At 65.4% G+C, this 22,564-nt stretch carries 16 protein-coding genes and 1 pseudogene; 9 read left to right on the forward strand and 8 right to left on the reverse strand.

The genetic code is table 11. From position 1 onward, the window contains the following. Positions 1–159 precede the first annotated feature (159 nt). Positions 160–720, forward strand: coding sequence for a MarR family winged helix-turn-helix transcriptional regulator (locus tag HAP54_RS10940; RefSeq protein ID WP_175619407.1), 561 nt, complete (start codon positions 160–162; stop codon positions 718–720). A 258-nt stretch (positions 721–978) separates the two neighbouring features. Here the strand turns inward: HAP54_RS10940 and HAP54_RS10945 are convergent, their stop codons facing one another. Beyond that, positions 979–1,875 (reverse strand): NAD(P)-dependent oxidoreductase, encoded by an 897-nt coding sequence (locus HAP54_RS10945; RefSeq protein ID WP_166299916.1) that lies wholly within the window; start codon positions 1,873–1,875, stop codon positions 979–981. Between the two features lie 62 nt (positions 1,876–1,937). Beyond that, on the reverse strand, positions 1,938–2,744 hold the full coding sequence (locus tag HAP54_RS10950) for an N-acyl homoserine lactonase family protein (protein WP_166299918.1): 807 nt from the start codon (positions 2,742–2,744) through the stop codon (positions 1,938–1,940). 495 nt (positions 2,745–3,239) lie between these two features. Between HAP54_RS10950 and HAP54_RS10955 the strand changes: the two genes are divergently transcribed. The 4 genes from HAP54_RS10955 (at position 3,240) to HAP54_RS10970 (ending at position 9,974) form a co-directional block, all read left to right on the forward strand. Beyond that, positions 3,240–4,814: a caspase family protein gene (locus HAP54_RS10955; protein WP_166299920.1), complete on the forward strand. Its 1,575-nt coding sequence runs from the start codon at positions 3,240–3,242 to the stop codon at positions 4,812–4,814. A 142-nt stretch (positions 4,815–4,956) separates the two neighbouring features. Then, entirely contained in the window at positions 4,957–5,610 is a 654-nt protein-coding gene (locus tag HAP54_RS10960; protein ID WP_166299922.1) for an OmpA family protein, read from the forward strand. A gap of 284 nt (positions 5,611–5,894) precedes the next feature. Further along, entirely contained in the window at positions 5,895–6,812 is a 918-nt protein-coding gene (locus tag HAP54_RS10965; RefSeq protein WP_166299924.1) for an efflux RND transporter periplasmic adaptor subunit, read from the forward strand. Positions 6,813–6,824: 12 nt separating this feature from the next. Then, positions 6,825–9,974 (forward strand): efflux RND transporter permease subunit, encoded by a 3,150-nt coding sequence (locus HAP54_RS10970; RefSeq protein ID WP_166299926.1) that lies wholly within the window; start codon positions 6,825–6,827, stop codon positions 9,972–9,974. A gap of 33 nt (positions 9,975–10,007) precedes the next feature. Here HAP54_RS10970 and HAP54_RS10975 read toward each other — a convergent pair whose 3' ends face one another. Beyond that, positions 10,008–10,643: a pyridoxamine 5'-phosphate oxidase family protein gene (locus HAP54_RS10975; protein WP_166299928.1), complete on the reverse strand. Its 636-nt coding sequence runs from the start codon at positions 10,641–10,643 to the stop codon at positions 10,008–10,010. Positions 10,644–10,985: 342 nt separating this feature from the next. Next, positions 10,986–11,660, reverse strand: a complete 675-nt coding sequence (locus HAP54_RS10980; RefSeq protein ID WP_166299930.1) for a Crp/Fnr family transcriptional regulator — start codon at positions 11,658–11,660, stop codon at positions 10,986–10,988. 211 nt (positions 11,661–11,871) lie between these two features. Between HAP54_RS10980 and HAP54_RS10985 the strand changes: the two genes are divergently transcribed. The 4 genes and pseudogenes from HAP54_RS10985 to HAP54_RS11000 all read left to right on the forward strand — a co-directional run bounded on the left by HAP54_RS10985 (position 11,872) and on the right by HAP54_RS11000 (position 17,618). Continuing rightward, positions 11,872–13,935 (forward strand): AsmA family protein, encoded by a 2,064-nt coding sequence (locus HAP54_RS10985; protein WP_166299932.1) that lies wholly within the window; start codon positions 11,872–11,874, stop codon positions 13,933–13,935. Between the two features lie 133 nt (positions 13,936–14,068). Beyond that, positions 14,069–16,504 (forward strand): adenylate/guanylate cyclase domain-containing protein, encoded by a 2,436-nt coding sequence (locus tag HAP54_RS10990; protein WP_166299934.1) that lies wholly within the window; start codon positions 14,069–14,071, stop codon positions 16,502–16,504. Positions 16,505–16,881: 377 nt separating this feature from the next. After that, positions 16,882–17,091 carry a cold-shock protein gene (locus tag HAP54_RS10995; protein WP_029084280.1) on the forward strand — a complete coding sequence of 70 codons (210 nt, stop codon included), beginning with the start codon at positions 16,882–16,884 and terminating at the stop codon, positions 17,089–17,091. 280 nt (positions 17,092–17,371) lie between these two features. Continuing rightward, positions 17,372–17,618: pseudogene (locus tag HAP54_RS11000) on the forward strand (hypothetical protein). A 981-nt stretch (positions 17,619–18,599) separates the two neighbouring features. On the opposite strand, the gene HAP54_RS11005 reads toward HAP54_RS11000, so the two are convergent. From HAP54_RS11005 to HAP54_RS11020, 4 genes are all read right to left on the reverse strand, one after another. Further along, the gene (locus tag HAP54_RS11005; RefSeq protein ID WP_166299936.1) at positions 18,600–18,890 is read right to left on the reverse strand and encodes a DUF1330 domain-containing protein; all 291 of its coding nucleotides are present in this window, start codon (positions 18,888–18,890) and stop codon (positions 18,600–18,602) included. Positions 18,891–19,112: 222 nt separating this feature from the next. Beyond that, positions 19,113–20,543: a serine hydrolase domain-containing protein gene (locus HAP54_RS11010; protein WP_166299938.1), complete on the reverse strand. Its 1,431-nt coding sequence runs from the start codon at positions 20,541–20,543 to the stop codon at positions 19,113–19,115. 308 nt (positions 20,544–20,851) lie between these two features. Then, entirely contained in the window at positions 20,852–21,928 is a 1,077-nt protein-coding gene (locus HAP54_RS11015) for a helix-turn-helix domain-containing protein (RefSeq protein WP_166299940.1), read from the reverse strand. Positions 21,929–21,959: 31 nt separating this feature from the next. Next, positions 21,960–22,535, reverse strand: coding sequence for a GNAT family N-acetyltransferase (locus tag HAP54_RS11020; protein WP_166299942.1), 576 nt, complete (start codon positions 22,533–22,535; stop codon positions 21,960–21,962). Positions 22,536–22,564 lie beyond the last annotated feature (29 nt).

The following is a 22,564-nucleotide window of genomic DNA, read 5'->3' on the forward strand; positions in this document are numbered from 1 at the left end:
CTGGATGTTCCCTTGCGCCGCGGCCCTTGGCTGCGGTTCTGTGTGACTGGCTTGCGACCAGGACCTTGCGGGTCGGCCGCGACCTTGCTAAATTAGTCTCACTTGCAACTATCTTAAACCCCCAGTCGGGGCCGCCGTCAACTCAAATTGGAGGGATTTTTGGCCAGGACCTCTGCAAGCCAGCCTCCAGCCCGGCCGCGCAGCGCCGTGGACGGGGACGTGCGCGACAATGCCGCGCCAGGAAAGAAGCGCCTCGACCTCTTCCACTTCATGCCGTTCCGCCTCAACCGGCTGGCGGCCGAGGTGAGCTCGGCGCTATCGAGCGAGTATCAGGCGCGCTACGGCCTCGACATTCCGGAATGGCGCGTGCTCGCCACGCTGGGCTTCCGCAGCGATCCCTGCAGCGCGCAATACATCGCGCACTGCACCCGCACGCATAAGTCCACCATCAGCCGCGCGGTGTCGGCGCTGATGGAGCGCGAGATCGTCGAGCGCGTTGAGAACGCCGACGACCGCCGCGAATTCCGCCTGCAGCTGACCAAAAAGGGCCAGGCGCTGTACGAGGAGCTGATCCCGCGCCTGCTACGCAAGGAGCAGGAGATCATCTCCTGCCTGTCCGCGCAGGAACGCCGTGATCTCGGACGCCTGCTCGGCAAGATCGAGACCAGCCTCGAGCTGGTGCAGACCAGCGAAGAGGCCGACGCGAAGGATGTGTATTAGGCCGGCGCGACGCGCACGCCTACAAACCCGTCATCCTGAGGTGCGAGCGGAGCGAGCCTCGAAGGATGAATCGGCCCAGCTGGCGGCCGTCGACCCTTCGAGACGCGCGCAAGAGCGCGCTCCTCAGGGTGACGGTGATGGAATGTCTGTGCGCGGCTCCCTCCAGCGTCATTGCGAGCGAAGCGAAGCAATCCATACATCCGAGCATGCGGGACGATGGATTGCTTCGTCGCTACGCTCCTCGCAATGACGGAGCCGTCACGCCCTGTCGATATGCTTGGCGATCACTGGGAAGTAATTATCCTTCGATCCCTTGTCGATCGCCTCCTGCAGCACAGTGCCGATCAGCTCCGCGCCGCGGATCTTGATGCCGGCGTCGGCCGCCAGCTCCAGCGCGTAGGACAAATCCTTCAGCGCATATTCGGTCGAGAAAGCGCGCTCGGGAAACACGCCCGGCACGATCGCCTTCATGCCGTGGTTGCGCAGCGCAAAGCTGTCGGCCGAGCCCTTCGACAGGGTGTCGAGCAACAGCTTCGGATCGACGCCATTGTGCTTCGCCACCGCGACGGCCTCAGCCAGCGCGTTCACGGTCTCGAACAGCACCATGTTGTTGAGGATCTTGGTCACCTGCCCCGCACCGACCTCGCCGCAATGGGTGACGTCGGTCGCAAAGCAGCGGATCAGCGGCTCGATCGCCGCATAGAGCGCGGGCACCGCGCCGACCATCACGCTGAGCGTGCCGTCCTGCGCCGCCTGCCGCGTGCGCGCGATCGGCGCATCGGCCCAGGCCGCGCCTTTGGCCCGCAACTGCCCGGCGAAATCACGTGTCTGGCTCACCGACGACGTGCCGAGATCGACCACGATTTGGCCGCTTCCCACATTCTTCAGGATGCCGTCGCCCTCGAACACCGCGCGCACATGTTTGGCGCTCGGCAGGCAGAGGAACAGCACCTCACTCTGCCTGACGACTTCGGCGACCGTTTCAGCCACTTCGGCGCCGTCGGCGCGCACCCGTTGCAGCGGTTCGGCCGACATGTCGAACACGACGACGCGCTTGCCGCTTTTCCTGACCAGGTTGCGGCAAATCGGCTCGCCCATCACGCCGAGGCCGATGAACCCAAGAGTCTTGTAGTCAGCAGTCTTGGTGTCCGTCATATCGCTTCTTCTTTTTGAAGTTTCTTGAGGTGCTGTGGACGCGCCTCGCCGAACCGGCGGGGCTATTTCGCGAACGATCGCGACGGCGCCAGATGCAGCGCGAACGCATCGACCTTGTCGCTGGCGCGCGGATAGATCTCGCTGACGATCGGATCGTGGCCGGGGATGAAGCGGTCCGGATGCCCGGCGAGCCGCTCGACGGTCTCCCAGCCCTGCGCCATGTCGCCGACATTGTAGACGATCGGGAACGGGCTGCGCTTGTGCAGGTTGGCATAGTAATGCGCGGCGTCGGATGCCAGCACGACCGGGCCGCGCGCGGTCTCGACCCGCACCACCTGCAGGCCATCGGAATGGCCGCCGACCCGATGCACGGTGACGCCGGGCGCGATCTCGCCGTCGCCGGAATGGAAGGTGACGCGCTCGCCAAAGACATGGCGCACCATCTGCGTGACATGTTCAATGGAGAACGGATCACGCAGCATGCCGTTGCACATGCAGCGGCCGGTTGCGTAGCTCATTTCGCGTTCCTGCAGATGGAATCTGGCGTTCGGGAAGCGATCGAGATTGCCGGCGTGGTCATAATGCAGATGGGTGACGATAACGTCGCGGATCACGTCGGCACTGACGCCGAAGCCGGCCAGGGCATCGACCGGATTGAGCGTCAGCTTGCGGGCGCGCGCCTTGGCCTCCTCGGCGTTGAAGCCGGTGTCGACCAGGATGTCGCGGCCGTGGCCGCGGATCAGCCAGACGAAATAATCGAGGTCTTGCGCGGTGGTGTCGTGCGGATCGGGCACCAGGAAGTTGAGGTGTGGGGTGCGCGGCGACATCGTCGCATAGCGCAGGGCGTAGATTTCGTAGGCGTTTCCCATCGGTTTCGCTCTTGTTTGCGTGACTTGTTGTGCACGTTGCCGTCCCGGACACAAAGCCATCGCCTCGCGCAAAGGTCAAACCGCGCGAAGTGCGACGAGCGCATGACAGGGGCGAGCGCCTCTGTGAGTGCAATCACATTATCCGGTCGCAGGAACCTGCACCATGCCACGATGGCGATGGCGGCCATGATCGCGGCTGTTGCACTGCGGCCTCGCCAGCACCGCCGCGATTAGCGATGGCGCCGCAAGCCGTTGACGGGAGTTTAGCCGTGGCTTGATAATGGGTTTTCGCCAGTGCGTTTTCGAGCGAAGCCTGTCCCGCACTCGATGCGGGATGGCCACCGGTTCGCGTCAAGAAAACGCGTCAAAACAAGAATCTAGAGCCCCGTTCCGATTTCCATCGGAACGGAAATGGCTCTAGAGTAAGGCGCCCCGAGGCGCAGGCTCGAAGCGGCGCCATTTCATTGGAAGCCGCGATCTGGATTTGCCGCGATTATGAAAATCCGCCTTGCCTTGCTCGCCACGCTGATTTTTTCAATCGCGTCGCCGACCCTGTCCTTCGCCGCCGGCGACCGCTTCGCGCTGGTGATCGGCAACGCCAAATATCCCGACGCCGACGCGCCGCTGAAGGAGCCGATCAACGACGCGCGCGACGTCGCCGACGAGCTCAAGCGCGATGGCTTCACCGTCGAGGTCGGCGAGAACCTGACCGGCGACGGCATGCGCCGCGCCTTCGACAGGCTCTATGGCAGGATCAAGCCGGGCTCGGTCGCCCTGATCTTCTTCTCGGGCTACGGCATCCAGTCGAACCGGCAGAGCTACATGATCCCGGTCGATGCCCAGATCTGGGCCGAAGCCGACGTTCGCCGCGACGGTTTCAGCCTCGAGACCGTGCTCGGCGAGATCAACAGCCGCGGCGCCGGGGTGAAGATCGCCCTGGTCGACGCCTCGAGGCGCAACCCGTTCGAGCGCCGTTTCCGCAGCTTCTCGGCCGGGCTCGCCCCCGTGATCGCGCCCAACGGTACGCTGGTGATGTATTCGGCGGCACTGTCGTCCGTCATCTCGGACAATGGCAGCGACCACAGCCTGTTCGTGCGGGAACTCTTGAAGGAGATCCGCACCCCGGATCTGATGGCGGAGGAAACGCTGAACCGCACCCACGTCGGCGTCACCCGGGCCTCGCGCCAGGAACAGGTGCCGTGGATCTCGTCGTCCCTCGCCGAGGACTTCTCGTTCATTCCAGGCGGCGCAGCCAGTCCAAGCGGCGCAGCCAGTCCAAGCGGCGCGGCGGGGCCGTCGACCGCGGCACCGGCTCCCGCGCCTGCCGCATCGCCGTCGCCCGAGGTGGCAGCCGCGCCACCGGTTTCACCTCCGCCGACGCCGCCTCCGGCAACCACGCCGACGCCACCCGCGCCGACGCCGGCACCGGCGCCGCCGAAGCCGCCCGTCGCCACAGCGCCGACCTCACCGCCGCCCCCGCCAAAGGCGCCCGAGATCGCGCTGCCGCCACCTGCGCCTCCCCCGCCGGTGGTGATCCAGCCGGCGCCCGCGCCGAGCAGTTCGCCTGTGCTTGCCGACGATCCGACCATCAAGAGCCTGAGCGAAAAACTGGACAAGAACCCCGATGATGCGGCCGCGCTGTACCGCCGCGGCCAGGTCTATGCCAGCAAGGGTGCCTACGACCTCGCGGTGAAGGATTTCACCAATTCGCTGCGGCTGAACCCGAAGGACGTCGAGGCCTATAACAACCGCTGCTGGGTTCGCACCGTCATCGGCGACCTGCAGGCGGCGCTGAAGGACTGCAACGAGGCGCTGCGGCTGCGCCCGAATTTCGTCGATGCGCTCGACAGCCGCGGGCTGATGAACCTGAAGGGCGGCCAGAACAAGAACGCGATCGCCGATTTCGACGCTGCGCTGAAGATCAACCCGCGGCTGACCTCGTCGCTGTACGGGCGCGGCCTTGCCAAAAAGCGCAACGGCGCGGTCGCGGAAGGCGATCTCGACATCGCCAACGCCAAGGCGATGGATCCGAATATCGTCAAGGAATTCGCCGACTACGGCGTGCAATGACCAATCGAACGAGGCCTGCCCGCGACTCGAACCGCTGATGGAATTGCACGACTAATCAGAGGGTGCGTGCCGGCCACCGCTGCCGGCAATCGATCTGAATAATTGCCTGGAACCGCGCCAACTCGCGCAGGGGGGGACCGAAATGTTCAAGCCGTCGGCAAAGGCCGCGATCCTTTCAATCATGACCGCCGGCGTCGTGCTGTCGTTCGGCATGACCGCCGTCCGCGCCGGTGACAACGTCACCGAGGACCAGATCATCAAGGCGCTGACGCCCGAGAAGAAATCGCTGACCCGCGGCCTGTCGGCCGGCCCGCAGACCACCTCGCCCGAGCTGAACGCCGACCAGGCCAAATTCGTGCAGAGCGTCCGCGGCCGCGCCACCCGCTCGCTGTCCTCGGCCGAACGCGAGGAAATCGCGACCATCGTCCAGGACAAGCCCAAGATCGATCTCGAGATCAACTTCGACTACAACTCCGCCGACATCAGCGCGAAATCGCTGACGTCGGTGCAGGCACTCGGCCGCGCCCTGACCAATCAGGATCTGAAGGGCTCGACCTTCGTGGTCGCCGGCCACACCGACGCCGCCGGCGGCGAGGAGTACAATCAGGGCCTCTCGGAGCGCCGCGCCGACGCCATCAAGCGCTATCTGGTCGACAAATACGGCATCAACGGCACCGATCTCGTCACCGTCGGCTACGGCAAGAGCAAGCTGAAGGACCCGGGCCACCCGATGGCGGACGTGAACCGGCGCGTGCAGGTCGTGAATATGGAAAACAAGGCCACCGCCTCCAAGTGACCTCCAAGTGATCTGGAAGCGATGGGCGTGGCGGACCGCCTTTTTGCGGTTACAATGCGTCCCGCACCCCGGCGGGGCGCATTTGCTTTTGGGTCAATGCTTTGGACCGAAGTCCAAAGCGGCCCACACGTGACCCGCCTCACATGACGTCAGGGCATGATCCCCAACAATGGACACCGGCCTATCGCATGCTCAAACAAATACGATGGCGGGCGGGATGAGACTTCGACGAACACCCATGGCGCGACACGTTCTGGCGCGACAAGTTCTGGATTGATCCGGTGATGAATTTTTCCCAGTACCTCAAGCCTGCGCTCGGCACGCTGTTTGTCATCATCCTCGCTGTCGCCTATTACGCGTTTGAGCACCGCTCCCATCCGGAGGAGAAGGAGACGCCGGGCCAGGCGCTGGTGGTGGTGACGAAGTCGACCAATGCCTGCTTCTCCGACATGGTCCGCGTCACCGGCTTCATCGTGCCGCGCCGCGAGGCTCAGGTGAATGTTGACCAGGAAGGCTCCAAGGTCACCGACGTGCTGGTCCGCGAGGGCGATACCGTGACCGAGAACCAGGAACTGGCGCGGCTGACTCCGCCGCCGCAGCGGGCCGCCCAGGGCAATGCCAAGCCGATCGTGCTGCGCGCGCCCGCGGCCGGCCTCGTCACCGAGGTGCGTACCGCGCCCGGCGCGCCGGCCTCGCCGCAGGCGCCGCCGATGTTCAGGATCTCGATCAACAACGAGATCGAGCTCGACGCCGAGGTACCGGGCTTCCAGCTCTTGAAGCTCAACCCCGGCGCCAATGTGCGGATCAGCCGCGACGATGCGCCCGACATGGTCGGCAAGGTCCGCCTGATCTCGCCGCAGATCGACCGCACCACCCAGCTCGGGCATGTCCGCATCACCATCAACAACAATCCGACGCTGAAGGTCGGCATGTTCGCGCGCGCCAATATCGACGCCAAGCGCTCCTGCGGCGTCGCGGTGCCGCGCACCGCGATCGACCGCCTGACCCTGCAGGTCGTCAAGGGCAACACGGTCGAGACCCGCAGGGTGCGTGTCGGGCTGACCTCGGACACCTCGACCGAAATCCTTGAAGGCCTCGACGTCGGCGAAATCGTCGTGGCCGATGCTGGCACCTCGCTGCATGACGGCGACCAGATCAAGACCATGTTCGCCGACGAACTCGATCGCACTCGGACACGGTAATCGGGCACGCTAATGGCTTTGAACATCTCGGCATGGTCGATCCGGAACCCGCTTCCCTCGATCGTCTTCTCGATCATCCTGCTCGTGCTGGGCTATGTCTCCTTCACCAAGCTCGCGGTGACGCGGCTGCCGAGCGCCGACATTCCGGTGATCTCGGTCGCGGTCTCGCAATTCGGCGCCGCGCCGTCCGAACTTGAATCGCAGGTCACCAAGACGATCGAAGACGGCGTCTCCGGCGTGGAGGGCGTGCGCCACATCTCCTCATCGATCACCGACGGCCTGTCTGTGACCACGATCCAGTTCGCGCTGGAGACCAACACCGACCGCGCGCTCAACGACGTCAAGGACGCGGTGACGCGGGTCCGCGCCAACCTGCCGCAGAACGTCACCGAGCCTTTGATCCAGCGCGTCGACGTCATCGGCCTGCCGATCGTGACCTATGCCGCGATCTCGCCCGGCAAGACGCCGGAGCAGCTCTCCTATTTCGTCGACGACGTGGTCAAGCGCGCGCTGCAGGGCGTGCGCGGCGTCGCCCAGGTCGAGCGCATCGGCGGTGTCGAGCGCGAGATCCTGGTCTCGCTCGATCCCGACAAGCTGCAGGCGGTGGGGCTCACCGCGGTCAATGTCAGCCAGATCCTGCGCGGCACCAATGTCGACGTCGCCGGCGGCCGCGCCGAGATCGGCAAGAACGACCAGGCGATCCGGACGTTGGCCGGCGCCAAGACGCTGAACGAACTCGCCGGCACGATGATCCCGCTGTTCGGCGGCGGCGAAATCCGGCTCGACGACCTCGGCACCGTCACCGACACCATCGCCGACCGGCGCACCTTCGCCCGCTTCAACGGCGAGCCGGTGGTCGCGCTCGGCATCAAGCGCTCCAAGGGCGCCAGCGACGTGGTGGTCGCAGCCGCAGTGCAGAAGCGGATCGACGCGCTCAAGGTGGCCTATCCCGACGTCGACCTCAAGCTGATCGACACCTCGGTCGAGTTCACCAAGGGCAATTACGAAGCCGCGATCTCGACCTTGTTCGAGGGCGCGATCCTCGCCGTCATCATCGTGCTGCTGTTCCTGCGCGATATCCGGGCCACGATCATCGCGGCGGTCTCGCTGCCGCTGTCGATCTTCCCGGCATTCTGGGCGATGGACCTGCTCGGCTTCTCGCTCAACCTGGTCTCCTTCCTCGCCATCACGCTGTCGACCGGTATTCTGGTCGACGACGCCATCGTCGAGATCGAGAACATCGTCCGCCACATGCGGATGGGCAAGTCGCCCTATCGTGCCGCGCTTGAAGCGGCCGACGAGATCGGCCTTGCGGTGATCGCGATCTCGCTCACCATCATCGCGATCTTCGCGCCGGCGAGCTTCATGTCGGGGATCGCCGGACAGTTCTTCAAGCAGTTCGGCATCACCGTGTCGGTGCAGGTGTTCTTCTCGCTGCTCGCCGCGCGCTTCGTGACGCCGGTGCTGGCCGCCTATTTCCTCAAGCACCATGACCACGACGACCCGCCGCCCGGCCCTATCCTGCGCGGCTATCACAGCCTCGTCGCCTGGTCGGTGAAGCACCATTACATCACGGTGCTGATCGGCTTTGCGGTCTTTGCCGCGTCGATCTGGAGCATCACGCTGCTGCCGCAGGGCTTCCTGCCCGCGCAGGACACCGCGCGCTCGCTGCTCGCGATGGAGCTGCCGCCCGGCTCGCAGCTCGCCTACACCGAGAAGGTGACCGAGGAGATCGTGGCGCGCTTGCGCAAGCGGCCCGAGGTGAGGAGCATCTTCGTCGACGGCGGCCGCGTGCCGCCGGGCACGCAAGAAGTGCGCCGCGCCGCGCTGATCATCAACTACACGCCGAAGGCGGACCGCAAGATCACCCAGCGCGAGCTCGAGCTTGCGATCGGCAAGGAGCTCGAGAACGTTCCCGATATCAGGTTCTGGTTCCTCGACGAGAACGGCCTGCGCGCCATCTCGCTCGTCGTCACCGGCACCGACAGCAACATCGTCAACAACGTCGCCAGCGAACTGGCAACGCAGATGAAGCGGATCCCGATCATCGCCAACGTGATCTCGGAGACCGCGCTCGACCGGCCCGAGCTGCGCATCCGTCCGCGCGCCGAGCTCGCCGCGCGGCTCGGCGTCTCGACCGAGAGCCTGTCGCAGACCATCCGCGTCGCCACCATCGGCGACGTCGGCCCGGCGCTGGCCAAGTTCGACGCCGGCGACCGCCAGGTGCCGATCCGCGTCCAGCTCGAGGACAATGCGCGCAGCGACCTGCAGATGCTGGAGCAGTTGCGTGTGCCGCTCGGCCAGCGCGGCGAACGCGGCGGCGTGCCGCTCTCCGTGGTTGCCGACATCCAGCTCGACCAGGGCCCGACCAGCATCAACCGCTACGACCGCGAGCGGCAGGCCACCGTCGCCGCCGATCTGGTCGGCAATGCCGCGCTCGGCGACGCCACCAAGCTGATCTACGACCTACCGGTCATGAAGAGCCTGCCCAAGGGAGTGAGGGTCAGCCCGTCCGGCGACGCCGAGAGCCTCGCCGAACTGTCCGACGGCTTCGCCACCGCGATCACCGCCGGCCTGATGATGGTCTATGCCGTGCTGGTGCTGCTGTTCGGCACCTTCCTGCAGCCGATCACCATCCTGTTCTCGCTGCCGCTCTCGATCGGGGGCGCGATCGGCGCGCTGCTGCTGACCGGCAAGCAGCTCACCACACCGGTGTGGATCGGCATCCTGATGCTGATGGGGATCGTCACCAAGAACGCCATCATGCTGGTGGAGTTCGCGGTGGAGGCGATCCGCGACGGCAAGGCGCGCGAAGACGCCATGATCGACGCCGGCATGAAGCGCGCCCGCCCGATCGTGATGACCACGATCGCGATGGCCGCCGGCATGATGCCGTCGGCGCTAGCGTTCGGCGCCGGCGGCGAATTCCGCTCGCCGATGGCGCTCGCGGTGATCGGCGGCCTGATCTTCTCGACCGTGCTGTCGCTGGTGTTCGTGCCGGCGATGTTCATGGTGATGGACGATATCGGCAGCCTGATCTGGCGCTTCGGCAAGCGGCTTGTCGTTTCGCACGCCGACCACGAGCTGACTCCGAGCGAGCATCCGGCCGACGAGGCCAAGAAGCCCGGCCCGCCGAGCATGATCTCACCCGCAGCGGAGTGAGCGCGCTGACGTCTAACCCAACTTCATCGCGGTCTAGTAAAGTCTCGTGCGATAGGCTTCTTCCATCGCCTTCTCGGCGACCTCGACTTCGACGGCGGCGGTCTGCTCGGCGATGATCCGGCCCAGCGTCGGGAAGCTGTGGCGCTCGACCTGCGTGGCGGGACTCCAGAGCTTTGAGCGCATCAGCGCCTTACCGCAATGGAAGTAGGTCTCATCGACATGCACCTTCACGCCGATGATCGGCGTGACGTTCTGCACCGCGAGTGGCGTCAAGAGGTCCGGCTCCTGCGAAATCTCCGCCCGCCCGTTGACGCGCAGCGTCTCGTTGATGCCGGGCACCAGGAAGATCAGCCCGACCCCGGGCGAAGCGATGATGTTGCCGAACGTATCGACCCGGTTGTTGCCGCGCCGGTCCGGGATCAGCAGCGTCTTGTCGTCGAGCACGGAGACGAAGCCCGGCGCATCACCGCGCGGGCTGGCGTCGGCATGGCCCTTGCCGTCGCTGGTGGCGATGACGAGGAACGGCGACAGTGCGATGAAGTCGCGGCAGAACTTGTCGAGATGATTGAGGACCTTCTTCTCCGCGAGCGGGCTCACTTGCCCGAAATGCGCGCGCAGATCCTCCTGCGACTTGACCGGCGGCTTGCCGTCCGTGTTCTGGCTGTCCATGACCGACTCCCTCTGGTCGGTCTATACCACGTCGATGCCTGAATTGATGCCCGCTGCGGCGCATGCGGGCTTCCGCCGCAGCGCTTTTCTCGACGATCTGCCGTTCTGCAGGACGATGACGCGGTCGCGCCGATGGCCAGGAACGCAAAACCCCTGCGGTCACGGGAAGAGACCGCAGGGGTTGCTGGTGGATGGCGTGAGGCCAGCAAGGCTGGGTGTCACCCCAAGGACCGGCTGCAATGAAAGCGACTCCGGCCTGTTCCCGCAAGCAAGTCTTTTGGGCAGGAGAAGCAGCGCGCGCGAGACATTCGCGGTCCTCGCGCGCACATTGCAGGCATCCGCTTAGTCGTTGCGCGCGACCGCCGTCAGCTTGGTCATGTTGTGCAGCATGATCCGGCCGCGCTGCAGGTCGACGATGCCGTCCTTGCGCCAGGTCTGCAGCTGCCGGTTGACGCTTTCGCGCGCGGCGCCGACGAAGATGCCGAGCTGTTCCTGCGAGATGTGTACCTCGGAGCCGAAATCCTCGGCAAGTGCGCACAGCCGGCGTGCGAGGCGGACCGGCAACGGCTGCAGCACGGATTCTTCCATCCGCTCGCTCTGCCAGCGGATGCGCTGGCACAGCAATTCGATCAACCTGACCGCGACCTTCGGCTCGCGCTCGAGGAAGCTGAGGAAATCTTCCCGCCGCAACACGAACAATTCGCTGGCTTCGCCCGCGGTCGCGTCCGCGGTGCGGTCCTGACCGTCGAGCACGGCGACTTCGCCGAACAGATCGCCGGATCCCATGAAGTTCAGCGTGAGCCGGCTGCCGTCGGAGGCCCCGGTCTCGATCCGGATCTGGCCGCGGCGGACCCCAAACAGCGCGTCGCCGGGATCGCCTTTCTGGAACAACACCTCGCCGGCCGAGAGCTGCTGGGTGTGGCAGAGGCCCGAAAGCCGCTGCAACTCGTCCGCACCGAGATCGGCGAACATCGGGTTCATCTTTAGAATGACCGCAAATTCGGCCTGTTTGTTCATTGTACTGCCTTCCAAATCGATCCAAGCAGTCCCCGACGCTCGGTTAGCAAAAATCACCCTCATGGGAGTGTGTGAGAGGTCACATAAGTTCATGCTGGTAACGGATTATTTTTCGCCTCATTGGAGCGAGGTCCCGTTTGCGGGATAATCTCGTGCGATCGGCCGTGCTTTTCCGCGGCGGAACCCCGCTTGCCCGGCCTGGAACGACGACATGAGAGCACTGAGATTTGCCGGGGCCGCCATTGCTGCCGTGATTGTGATCATCGCGCTGGTGGCGGCGGTCGGGATTCCGACCACCTTCCTCACCTCTGGTATCACCGAGCGGGTCGAGCGCGAGACCGGCTACAAGCTCGCGATCAATGGCGGCGCCAAGATTGGCCTCTGGCCGACCGTCAATGTGACGCTGAGCGACGTCGTGTTGCAGGACCCGCGGGAGCGCGAGGTCAATAACCGGTTCGCCGCTGCCAGCGTCGAAGCCGAGATGACGCTGTCGAGCCTGTGGTCGGGCCAGCCCGATATCACCGACCTCATCATCGTCAAGCCCGTGATCAACCTGCCGCTGCAGCGCGAGCGCACCCGCGACCATAATCCGCCGGCGAAGTCTGCTGCGTCCGAAAATGGCGGCATCACGATCCGGCATGTCAGCGTCAGCGGCGGCACCATCGTGTTTTCCAATGTGCGCGATCGGATCGAGAACCGGATCGAGATGCTCAACGCCGACGCGACCATCGGCGCCGACCGCAAGATCGTGGTCACGGGTGACGCGCGCGCGAGCGACAAGCCGCTGAAGTTCGAGATCCGCGCGACCACACCGCAAGCGCCGCTGGAGCGTCAGAGCGTGCCGGCCGAGTTCAACATCGATGCGCCGGGCCTGTTGCCCGCGGCGATCAAGGCGAATGCCGAGCTGAGGTTGAACGGCACGGTCGTGATGTTCAACGGCGTGTCCGGCACGCTCGGCGACGGCGGCTTCACCGGCTGGGCCTCGGTCGACTTCGCCAGCAACAAGCCGCTGGTGAAGCTCGATCTCGACTTCCAGCGCATTGCGATTGCGCTGACGCCGAGCCAGTCCGGCACATCGCAGCCATTGGGCACGAACAGCTGGAGCAACGCCTCGATCGACCTTGGCGGGCTCAACTATGTCGACGCGCAGGCGCGCATCTCGGCGGCCGAGCTTGTGATCGGCGACGGCCGCTTCGCGTCCGCGGCGATCGATGCCTCGGTCGACAGCGGCGTGCTCAAGGGCCGGCTCACCAATCTCGGCGCCTATGAGGGCACCGCCAATGGCGACCTCACCATCGACGCGAGGGGCGCTGCTCCAACCTACGCGCTGCGGCTCGATCTCGCCGGCGTGCGCGCGCTGCCGGTGCTGAAGAGCCTCGCCGAGTTCGACAAGCTCGACGGACGCATGCAGGCCAAGATCGCGCTGAGCTCGCAGGGCGGAAGCGAGCGCGCCATCGTCGGCAATCTCGGCGGCACGGCCTTCGTCGTGTTCCAGGACGGCAAGATCCTCGGCCTCAACGTCGCGCAGATGATCCGGAGCCTCACCACCAGCACCTTGTCGGGCTGGCAGGAAAGCCAGGAGCTTTCGACCGATCTCAGCCAGCTCTCGGCGTCGTTCAAGATCGACAAGGGCCAGGCGATCACCACCGATCTCAATCTGGTCGGCCCGCTGGTGAAGATGACCGGGGTCGGCACCGTCGACCTCAACACAAGGCAGATCGGGTTTCGCGTCGAGCCGCAGCTCGTGATGACCACCGAAGGCCAGGGCCGCGCCGGCAATCCGGTCGGCCTCGGCATCCCCGTGATGGTCGAGGGCCCCTGGGTCAGCCCGCGGATCTATCCGGAGATGCAGGGCATCCTCAACAATCCCCAGGCCGCCTATGCCAAGCTCAAGGAGATGGGCAAGGGCCTGTTCGGCGCGAATGGCCAAGGTCTGACCGAGGGCCTCAGCGGGCTGAGCAATCTCCTCAACGGCGCGCAGGGCGGCGGAACCGGCGGACAGCCCGGCACCAGCCAACCTCCAGGCGGCGCCGGCCAGAGCAACCCGCTCGGCGGCCAGCTTGGCGAGACCATCGGCAACCTGCTGCAGCAGGGCCTCTCCACAATGAACCAGGGCAACGCCTCCCGCCCGAGCCGCAACTTGGCCCCATCCGCGCCCGACGCACCGCCGGCCGCCGACCAACCCCCGCCACCCAATCCCCCGCCCGGTACGACCGCCGAGCAGCACGACAATCCGGCGATGAACGACGTGCTGCGCCAGCTGTTCAATCGCTGATTATTCCCGGATATCCCCCGCCAATATCCGGGGCTAACCATGCGGCGGGAGGCTCCGCCCTGCCCCGCCGATCCGTGCTAAACAGCGCCGGATGATGCGGCGCCCCCGATTGCGAGGGGGCGGACGAGGCTGGATGAACGGGGTGATGGACAAGGGCAAGATCTGGTTCCTGCGCGGCGGCCTGTTCGCCAAATACGTCCTCGCGCTGGTCGGGCTTGTCGTGTTCGTGCTGGCGGTCAACGGCGCGCTTGAGACCTGGATCAGCTACCGCGGCATCAGGAGCACGCTCACCGACGCGATGAGCGAGAAGGCGGACGCCACCGCCAAGCGCATCGAGCAGGCGATCTCCGATCTCGAGCGGCAGATTTCCTGGGTGACCCGCGCCTCCTCCAACACCATCGAGCTGCGCCGCGCCGACTATGCCCAGCTGCTCGGCCAGGTGCCGGCGGTGAGCCAGCTCACGCTGATCAACGGCCAGGGCCGCGAGCTGCTGCGGCTGTCGCGCCAGAGCATCACCGTGAACTCCAACGCCGACTTGTCCCGCGACCTCCGCTTCATCGAGGCAGTGAGCCGCGGCACCGCCTACGCGCCGGCCACTTTCCGCGACGGGCGGCCCTTCATGTCGATCGGCGAGCAGCATTCCGGCTTCAATGCCGGCGTCACCGTGGCCGAGATCGACCTGCGTTTTCTCAACGACTATTTCGGCGATTCCCAGATAGGCCGCCTCGCCTTTGCCTATGTCGTCGACGGCAAGGGCCGCGTGCTGGCGAGCTCGTCGAAGGGCCCGGAGACGGGCAAGGATCTCGCCGCGCTGCCGCAGGTCGCCGCGGTGCTGTCGCCCGCCGGCAAGCGGCTCGCCTCCGGCACCGACATCAACGGCAACGCGGTGCTGACCACGGCGAGCGCCGCACCGAATCTCGGCTGGCACGTGTTTGTCGAGCAGCCGACGTCGCAGGCGCTCTCCCCGATCCGCGACCAGCTGGTGCGCATCGCGCTGCTGATCGCGCTCGGCCTCCTGGTCGCAATCATCGCCGGCACGATTTTGGCGCGCCGCATGCTGGTGCCGATCACAGCCCTTCGTGCCGGCGCGCGGCGGCTCGGCGCCGGCGACTTCGGCCATCGCATCGAGGTCAAGACCGCGGACGAACTGGAGGAGCTCGCCGGGCAGTTCAACAGCATGGCCTCGCAGCTTGCGGAAACCTATTCCGACCTCGAATGGAAGGTGAAGGAGCGCACCCGCGACCTCGCGCAATCGATCAACGAGCTGAAGGTGCTCGAGGAGGTCGGCCGCGCGGTGGCCTCCTCGCTCGATCTCAACGCGGTGCTGCCGACGGTCGCCGCCCGCGCGCTCGAGATCACCCATGCCGACGCCGTGCTGATCTATGGCTATGACGCCGCGCACCGCAGCTTCAACCTGACGCAATCGATCGGCATCGACGCTGAGGCCGAGGGCCGCCATCGCGCGATCGATGCGGCGAACAGCCCCCTTGCTGAAGCCGCGGCCAATGGCGAGCCGCTGGCGTTCCCCAATCTCGCAGGCGAGGGCGATCATGCGCTGCGCGATGTCGTGGTCGGCGCCGGCTTCCACTCGGTGCTGGTGGTGCCGCTGGTCGACCAGCAGGGCGTGCTCGGTTCGCTGGTGGTGCTGCGCAAGGCGGCGGGCGACTTCCCCGCGAGCCTGATCGGCCTGATGAAGACCTTTGCGAACCAGGCGGTGCTGGCGATGCGCAACGCGCGGCTGTTCACCGAAGTCGACCAGAAGAGTCACGCGCTGGAACAAGCCCATTCCACCGTGCGCGAGCAGGCCGACAAGCTCCGCGAGCAGACCGAGGAGCTCAAGGACTGGAACAAGTCGCTGGAGGCCCGCGTCGAGACCCAGCTTTCGGAGATCGAGCGCATCCGCAAGCTCGAGCGTTTCCTGGCGCCGCAGGTGGCGCAGCTGATCGCCTCCTCCGAGAGTCCCGAGGGGCTGCTCGCCAGCCACCGCCGCGAAGTCACCGTGGTGTTCTGCGATCTGCGCGGCTTCACCGCCTTCACCGAAGCGACCGAGCCGGAAGAGGCGATGAACGTACTGCGCGAGTATCACGCGGCGCTCGGCACGCTGATCTTCAAGTATGAGGGCACGCTCGACAAATATGCCGGCGACGGCGTGATGATCCTGTTCAACGCTCCGATCCTGCTCGCAGACCACACGCTGCGCGCGGTGAAGATGGCACTCGAGATGCGCGACACCATCGGCCCGCTGACCGAGCGCTGGCGCAACCGCGGGCATAGCCTGGGGTTCGGCATCGGCATCGCGGTCGGCTACGCCACGCTCGGCCAGGTCGGCTTCGAGCAGCGGCTGGAATATGCCGCGATCGGCAGCGTCACCAACCTCGCCTCCCGCCTGTGCGGCGAGGCCAAGGCCGGCCAGATCGTGGTGAGCCGCCGCGTCTACGGCATCGTCGAACCCCATGTCGAAGGCCGCGCCATCGACGACCTCGTGCTGAAGGGATTCAATCACCCGATCCTCGCCGCGGAGATTCTGAGCTGGAAGGGCGAGCCGAGCGCCGAGGCGGCGGCGGAGTGAGCCCTGCTTCCTCCACTCGTCATTGATGTGCACTCACCCAATTCCGTCATCCTGAGGCGCGAGCGGAGCGAGCCTCGAAGGGTGCACGGCCCCGCTCGTGCCCGTCGACCCTTCGAGACGGCCGCGTTGCGGCCTCCTCAGGGTGACGGATTGAGAATTCGCATCGCTGCGGCGTTCTCGGCCGCATCCGCCAGCGGGAACCCGCTACCGCCGAAACCTTGCATTCGCGGGGAAAGTGTGTATATTAGGGCCATTCGATTAGCCGTTGTGCCTTGTTGAATGGCCAGAACGGCCCTCCTCCAAAGACATCGCCAGTTGAATGGATGTGACGCGCAGTATTGCGCAAAAACGCGCTTACGCGCTTTGGAGAAGAGAAGATGGCGACAGGTACTGTGAAGTGGTTCAACGGCCAGAAGGGCTTCGGTTTCATCGAGCCGAGCGACGGCAGCAAGGATGTGTTCGTTCACATCAGCGCGGTCGAGCGTGCCGGTCTGACTGGCCTCGCTGAAGGACAGAAGGTCTCGTTCGAGCTGAAGACCGACAAGATGCGCGGCAAGACCAGCGCCGAGAATCTTCAGATCGTCTGAGATTCCTGCTTGGGCATGATTACGGCGGAAAGCGCGACGCGCTTTTCGCTCGCGACAAACGCTAGCGTTTGCGCGGAGATCATGCCGGTTCGTCATTCCACGGATGTACTGGAATGACGTTGCTGCCCGCTCGATCCACCCGGATTGGGCGGGCTTTAGCATGTGCTTTTGCGCGTGATCCCTGAGAACGCGACGTCGCGCCGTTTGGCGAGACAGAAGCGCCGCAGGACACAGACGCGACGCGCTTGCGCGGGGGAATCATGCCCTTGAGAGGATGCCGATGAACGCCAGGAAGCCCGCTCCATCGCCCGCAAGCCTTGCGAGAGCCGACCGCCAGCGGATGGCGGCCGAGGAAGGCGCGCGCGCCATCGCCGATGGTCGAGCGCGACGCGGCCGCGATCCGCAAGAACATGGAGCGGCTGCGCGCGCTGCGCGAAGCGCGCGAGGCCCAAGCCGCCGCCGAGGCCGAACTGGCGCCAGCCCCCATCGCCAAGAAGAAGGCGCGCGTGAAGCGCATCGTGCGCTGACGCTGCGCGCTGCTTTTGCGATTTCTGCACAACCGTTAATCCCGTCATCCTGAGGTGCATCCTGAGGTGCGAGCCTTGCGGCGCAACAGCGCCGCCGGGCGAGCCTCGAAGGATGCGCGGCCCGACTGGTGGCCGTCGACCCTTCGAGACGCGCGCAAGAGCGCGCTCCTCAGGGTGACGGAGCGGCAGCGCCGACGGAGCCACGTTAGTCCCGGATCAACATTGTCAAACAGCGTGAGGGATATGCGTTCGCATCCTCGCGACGCGTTGCGCCCGAGTGAGCGATCAAATCACCCTCCTCGATCGTGAGAGGGCGCTGGGAAGGCCGGGCGCCGATTGCACCCGCGGGTCCCGTGCAACAAAAAGCACGGGAGACAGGACCACAGGCGAAACCGGAACATCCGGCCTTCCCTGCGCAATGGGTTACGGCTTACTTCGTGCTCTTCCCGGTGAGACCGGGCTTGCTTGTCACCGCCGTCGCAAAAACGCTTGTGCGTTTTGCTAGGGGGCACCTGCCACTGGGCGCCAGAACCACACGACTTCACCGTCCGCCTCAATCACGCTTCGTCCGTCGTGATCTCAGCGTCCACCGCATCCCACACCGCGTTCGTGACGACCGCGAAGCGCCCCTCGATCGGGTGAGACGGGCAAACCATACACTGAGTCATACTTCTGATAAAGCGAAATATTTTTACCGTCCGGGCTTGACCCGTCGGGCAACTCAGTGATTGAGCGCGTAAGGGAGCCATAGATGGAAGGGTTCACTCCCCCCTTGCGGGGGAGGGTTAGCGAGAGGGGTGTCACACGGCGTGCGCTCTCCGTATCTGTCGTGACGACAGACAAAAGCATTTACGAGGGCGATGCGTTCATCGAACATCTGAGCCCGCGGCTTACCCCTCTCCCCAACCCTCCCCCGCAAGGGGGGAGGGAGCCTGAGAGGTGTGCTCACCTCACTGCGATGTCCGAGAGTACGAGGCTCGCCTACTCCGCGCCATCGATGATCACAAAATCCCCATCCGAATATTTCTGCCGGATTGCTTTCGCGGCCTGATATTCGGGGCAGGTGTAGCATTCCATCGCGGTGGCGCGATCCTTGAACTCGATGACGAAGTTGCGCTGGCGGGTCGCGCCTTCCATCACCTCATAGGGACCGTTGCGCACGATGAAGTTGGCGCCGTATTTCGCGAACACCGGCATCGCGGCAGCGAGATATTCGGGATAGCGGGCTTCGTCGTGAACCGTGACGTGCACGATCCAGTAGGCTTTCGGCATGATGGTCTCCGGCTGAGGCAATCTGAGGGAACTGCGGCGCATCTGGCGCGAGATGCGCCGCGGCATCAGAAAATTCCTCACGCGGAGATTCAAATCACGATCGCGCGGGTGTGTGACGTGCTAGAGCTATCTCCGTTCCGATGGAATCGGAACGGAGCTCTAGATTCTTGTTTTGACGCGTTTTCTTCACGCGAACCGGTATCCACTTCGCTGGAAAACGCCCTAGTCAATTGCCGCCGGGAGCCGCGCGCCGGTGGGAGTCGCTGTGACGACGTCACGGACCAGGTCGAACACGCCGTCCGCCTCAGCCGGCATGTTCGGCGAACGGCCGAGCCGGACGATAACGAGCCGCTGCGACGGCACGATCACGACATACTGCCCGATCGTGCCCTTGGCGAAGAAGGCGTCGCGCGGCATGCCGTGCGCGACACGATAATTGGCGCCAAAGCTGTCGCCGAGATTGGTCCAGAAGCCCGCGCCGATGCCGACCCAGGCATTCGCCGTCGGCGCGGCCGAATACCTCACCCAGCCTTCGGGCAGGATGCGTTTTCCCCCGACGACACCGTCATTGAGATAGAGCTGGCCGAGACGCGCCCAGTCGCGTGCGCTCGCCATCATCGCGCCCGATCCTTCCGGCGTGCCCGCAGCATCGAACTGCATCACGACATTGCGCATGCCGAGCGGACCGAACAATTCAGCCCGCGCAAACCGTATCACATCGGCGGCGTGGCCACCGGCCGCGTTGCGGATCAGATGCGAGAGGATGATGAAATTGCCGTCGTGATAATTCCACGCCTTGCCCGGCGCCGTCTCGAGCGGAATGCTCTCGGCGTACGCGGCCATGTCCGGCTCCATAAACTTCATCCGGTTGACCGGCTCGAGCGCGGAGGCCAGCGAGGCCTGCAGCGAGCTGCCGAGCGCGAGGCCCGCGGTGTGGCGCAGGAGCTGATCGACCGTGATCGCGTGGCGCGGATCCTTCGGATCCTGCCAGGCGGCGATCGGCACCGGCTGGTCGACCGCAAGCTTGCCGTCGCGCACCAGAATTCCGATCAGGGCCGAGATCACCGATTTGGTCGCGGAGAAGCCGAGCAGCGGCGTGTCGATGCCGATGCCGTCGGCATAGCGCTCGGCGACGATGCGGCCATCCTTCATGACGACGACCGCGCGGATGCGGCGGAACGGCGGCTCGGCCGGTTCCGCAAAGGCGCGATCCAGCGCGGCCGCAAGCTGCGGGGTCTGTGGTGCAACGATCGCGGGACCGGCGATCTCGGGCAGCAACGCGGCCTGCGGCCTCGACGGCGGCAGCGGGCCATCGGCGAGCACCGCGCCGTGGTCGAGCGTGCAGCCGAGCCCCTCGCGATAGACTGCGTGGCTGCGGCCAAGCCCGAACAGCGTCACGGTGACGTCCTTGCGATCAAGGTCGACCTCGGTGTCCATCGCCCAGGTGATCAGGCCGGTCCCCGGCATCGCGTCCGTGGTCTCGGCCAGGTTTCGCTTCGGGTCGAGTCCGCTGACGAAGGTCTCCGAGCAGACGATGTTCGCAACAAAACCGGTCGCGACCCTGGGCACATCGCGGGCGCGGGCGGCAGACAGCGCCAACGCACCGAAAGCGGTGGTGGCGGCGAGAACAAGAAAGAGCTTTCGACGGGTCACGGGATCCTCCGGCAATGACGCGATGGGCGTGGCCGGGATCAGGCCGCGGGACGCCGGGAAACGCTCGCCGGATTTGGAAATGCGGCTAGTCGAGGATTGGCGGCGGCTCGCCGATTCTGGAATTGTGTTGTGATTACAGACAGCTGCGGTGACGTCCCTTCCCTTCTCCCCTTGTGGGAGAAGGTGGCGCGGATGCAATCCGCGCCGGATGAGGGGTCTCTATCCGCGGAGAGAAACCCCTCACCCCGCGCCTTCGGCGCCACCCTCTCCCACAAGGGGAGAGGGTGCAGCGGAGCCGGCGGCAACCCTCACACCACACCCGCCTTCACCTTCCGGTACTCCGTCGGGGTCACGCCGGTGGTCGCCTTGAAGGCGCGGTTGAAGGGGCCGAGCGACTGGAATCCGGCGTCCATCGCAATGGTGATGACGGGGACTTCAGCCTGCGAGGGATCGGCGAGCGCGGCCTTGGCTTCCTCGATGCGGTGGTTGTTGAGGAAGACGTTGAAATTGCGGTAGCCGAGCCGCTGGTTGATCAGCCGCCGGAGACGATATTCGGGGATCTTCAGCCGGGTTGCCAGCGTGCCGATCGTGACGTTGTCGTGGCGATAGACCCGCTCGTCCGCCATCAGCCGCATCAGGGCATCGACCAGCCTCTGGTCCGCCGCCTCCTCGACCGCGGCCGGCTTCGTCAGCACGACGGCCTCCGCCGGCACCGTGAACAACTCGGCGCCGTCGACGCGCATCATCGCCCAGGTGATTGCGGCCACGATGGCGGTGAGCACGGCCACGTTCAGCAAATTGGCCCATTCCACGGTCACGCGGCTGCCGGCATAGGCGATCTGAAGCAGCGCGTTCATGCCGCCGTACAGCGCAGATGCGGCGACGATGAAGACGCGGACACGGCGGCGACGCTCGACCAGATCTGCCGACCACGATCCGATGGTTTGCGCCACCGCGAGCGCAACGAAGACGAGCGTGAGCGAATTGACCATGATGATCGCGATCCGCGCGTGACCGGCGGGTGCAATCCACATGCAATTGACGAAGCTGTAAGCCACGACGAAGCTGTAAGCCACGACCGCGGCCCAGATCAGGCCGTGCCACCAGCGCAGCTGAAACGCATCATCGAACAGCGCACGCGTGAACAGCCAGAACACTACGATATCGCCGGTCGAGAGCGCGATCAGTGGCGCATGCCAGTCCGAGACCGGCGGCCCGGCACCAATCGACGCGGTCACCGCATGCGCGGCCGAACCAAGCGCGAAGGCGGCCGCAAGGCGCCCGGACAGCACCTTGCGAAAATCAGTGAGCAGCAAGGCGGCAAGCACCAGCAGCAGTGCCACGCTGGCGCTGCGCAGGCAGAGTTCAAGTGCGGCCGATTTCATCGCCGAACAATCGTCGGTTGAACGAGGTTTTTCAAGACGGCTCGTGCTGCCAGCGCTGACGTGTCGTCACCCAGATATCGACCACATCGCCCTCGAGCTGGCCCGGCCCCTCGTTGACAGCACCGAGCCGCCGCGCCACGGCCTGCGAGGCGACGTTGGCCGGATCGATACAATGGATGATGCGGTCGACGGTGAAATTGGCGAACACAAAGTCGATCGCGGCGCGCGCGGCTTCCACCGCATAGCCCTTGCCGCGATGTGCCTTGGCGATGCCCCAGCCGACCTCGAAGCCCGGCCATTCCGGCGGATAATATGGGCCGACCCGGCCGATGTAGCGGCTTGAGGATTTCTCCTCGAGCGCGAACATGCCGAAGCCATACAGCGCCCAATGGCCCGAGATGACGGCGGCATTGCGCCAGCCCTTCAGCTCCGAGGTGACCGGCTGATGATCCGGCGTGATGAAGCGCGCCGTCTCGGGATCGGACAGCATTTTCGTGTTGTCAGCGATGTCGGACGCCCGCCACGGCCGCAGCAACAGCCGTTCCGTCTCGATCACGGGACCGTCGACCTGCAACAGCTTTGCGCCCGGCCTGATCAGAGAAACCATGGCCTCCTCCAGTTTCCAAGTTTACGCTG

It is taken from the genome of Bradyrhizobium sp. 2S1 (assembly GCF_011516625.5).
Lineage (GTDB): Bacteria > Pseudomonadota > Alphaproteobacteria > Rhizobiales > Xanthobacteraceae > Bradyrhizobium > Bradyrhizobium septentrionale.

Bases quoted from the DNA above. Each gene is read 5' to 3' on its own strand.
- HAP54_RS10945 (WP_166299916.1), bottom strand. From the start codon at position 1,875: ATGACGGACACCAAGACTGCTGACTACAAGACTCTTGGGTTCATCGGC.
- HAP54_RS10950 (WP_166299918.1), bottom strand. From the start codon at position 2,744: ATGGGAAACGCCTACGAAATCTACGCCCTGCGCTATGCGACGATGTCG.
- HAP54_RS10955 (WP_166299920.1), top strand. From the start codon at position 3,240: ATGAAAATCCGCCTTGCCTTGCTCGCCACGCTGATTTTTTCAATCGCG.
- HAP54_RS10960 (WP_166299922.1), top strand. From the start codon at position 4,957: ATGTTCAAGCCGTCGGCAAAGGCCGCGATCCTTTCAATCATGACCGCC.
- HAP54_RS10965 (WP_166299924.1), top strand. From the start codon at position 5,895: ATGAATTTTTCCCAGTACCTCAAGCCTGCGCTCGGCACGCTGTTTGTC.
- HAP54_RS10970 (WP_166299926.1), top strand. From the start codon at position 6,825: ATGGCTTTGAACATCTCGGCATGGTCGATCCGGAACCCGCTTCCCTCG.
- HAP54_RS10975 (WP_166299928.1), bottom strand. From the start codon at position 10,643: ATGGACAGCCAGAACACGGACGGCAAGCCGCCGGTCAAGTCGCAGGAG.
- HAP54_RS10980 (WP_166299930.1), bottom strand. From the start codon at position 11,660: ATGAACAAACAGGCCGAATTTGCGGTCATTCTAAAGATGAACCCGATG.
- HAP54_RS10985 (WP_166299932.1), top strand. From the start codon at position 11,872: ATGAGAGCACTGAGATTTGCCGGGGCCGCCATTGCTGCCGTGATTGTG.
- HAP54_RS10990 (WP_166299934.1), top strand. From the start codon at position 14,069: ATGAACGGGGTGATGGACAAGGGCAAGATCTGGTTCCTGCGCGGCGGC.
- HAP54_RS10995 (WP_029084280.1), top strand. From the start codon at position 16,882: ATGGCGACAGGTACTGTGAAGTGGTTCAACGGCCAGAAGGGCTTCGGT.
- HAP54_RS11005 (WP_166299936.1), bottom strand. From the start codon at position 18,890: ATGCCGAAAGCCTACTGGATCGTGCACGTCACGGTTCACGACGAAGCC.
- HAP54_RS11015 (WP_166299940.1), bottom strand. From the start codon at position 21,928: ATGAAATCGGCCGCACTTGAACTCTGCCTGCGCAGCGCCAGCGTGGCA.
- HAP54_RS11020 (WP_166299942.1), bottom strand. From the start codon at position 22,535: ATGGTTTCTCTGATCAGGCCGGGCGCAAAGCTGTTGCAGGTCGACGGT.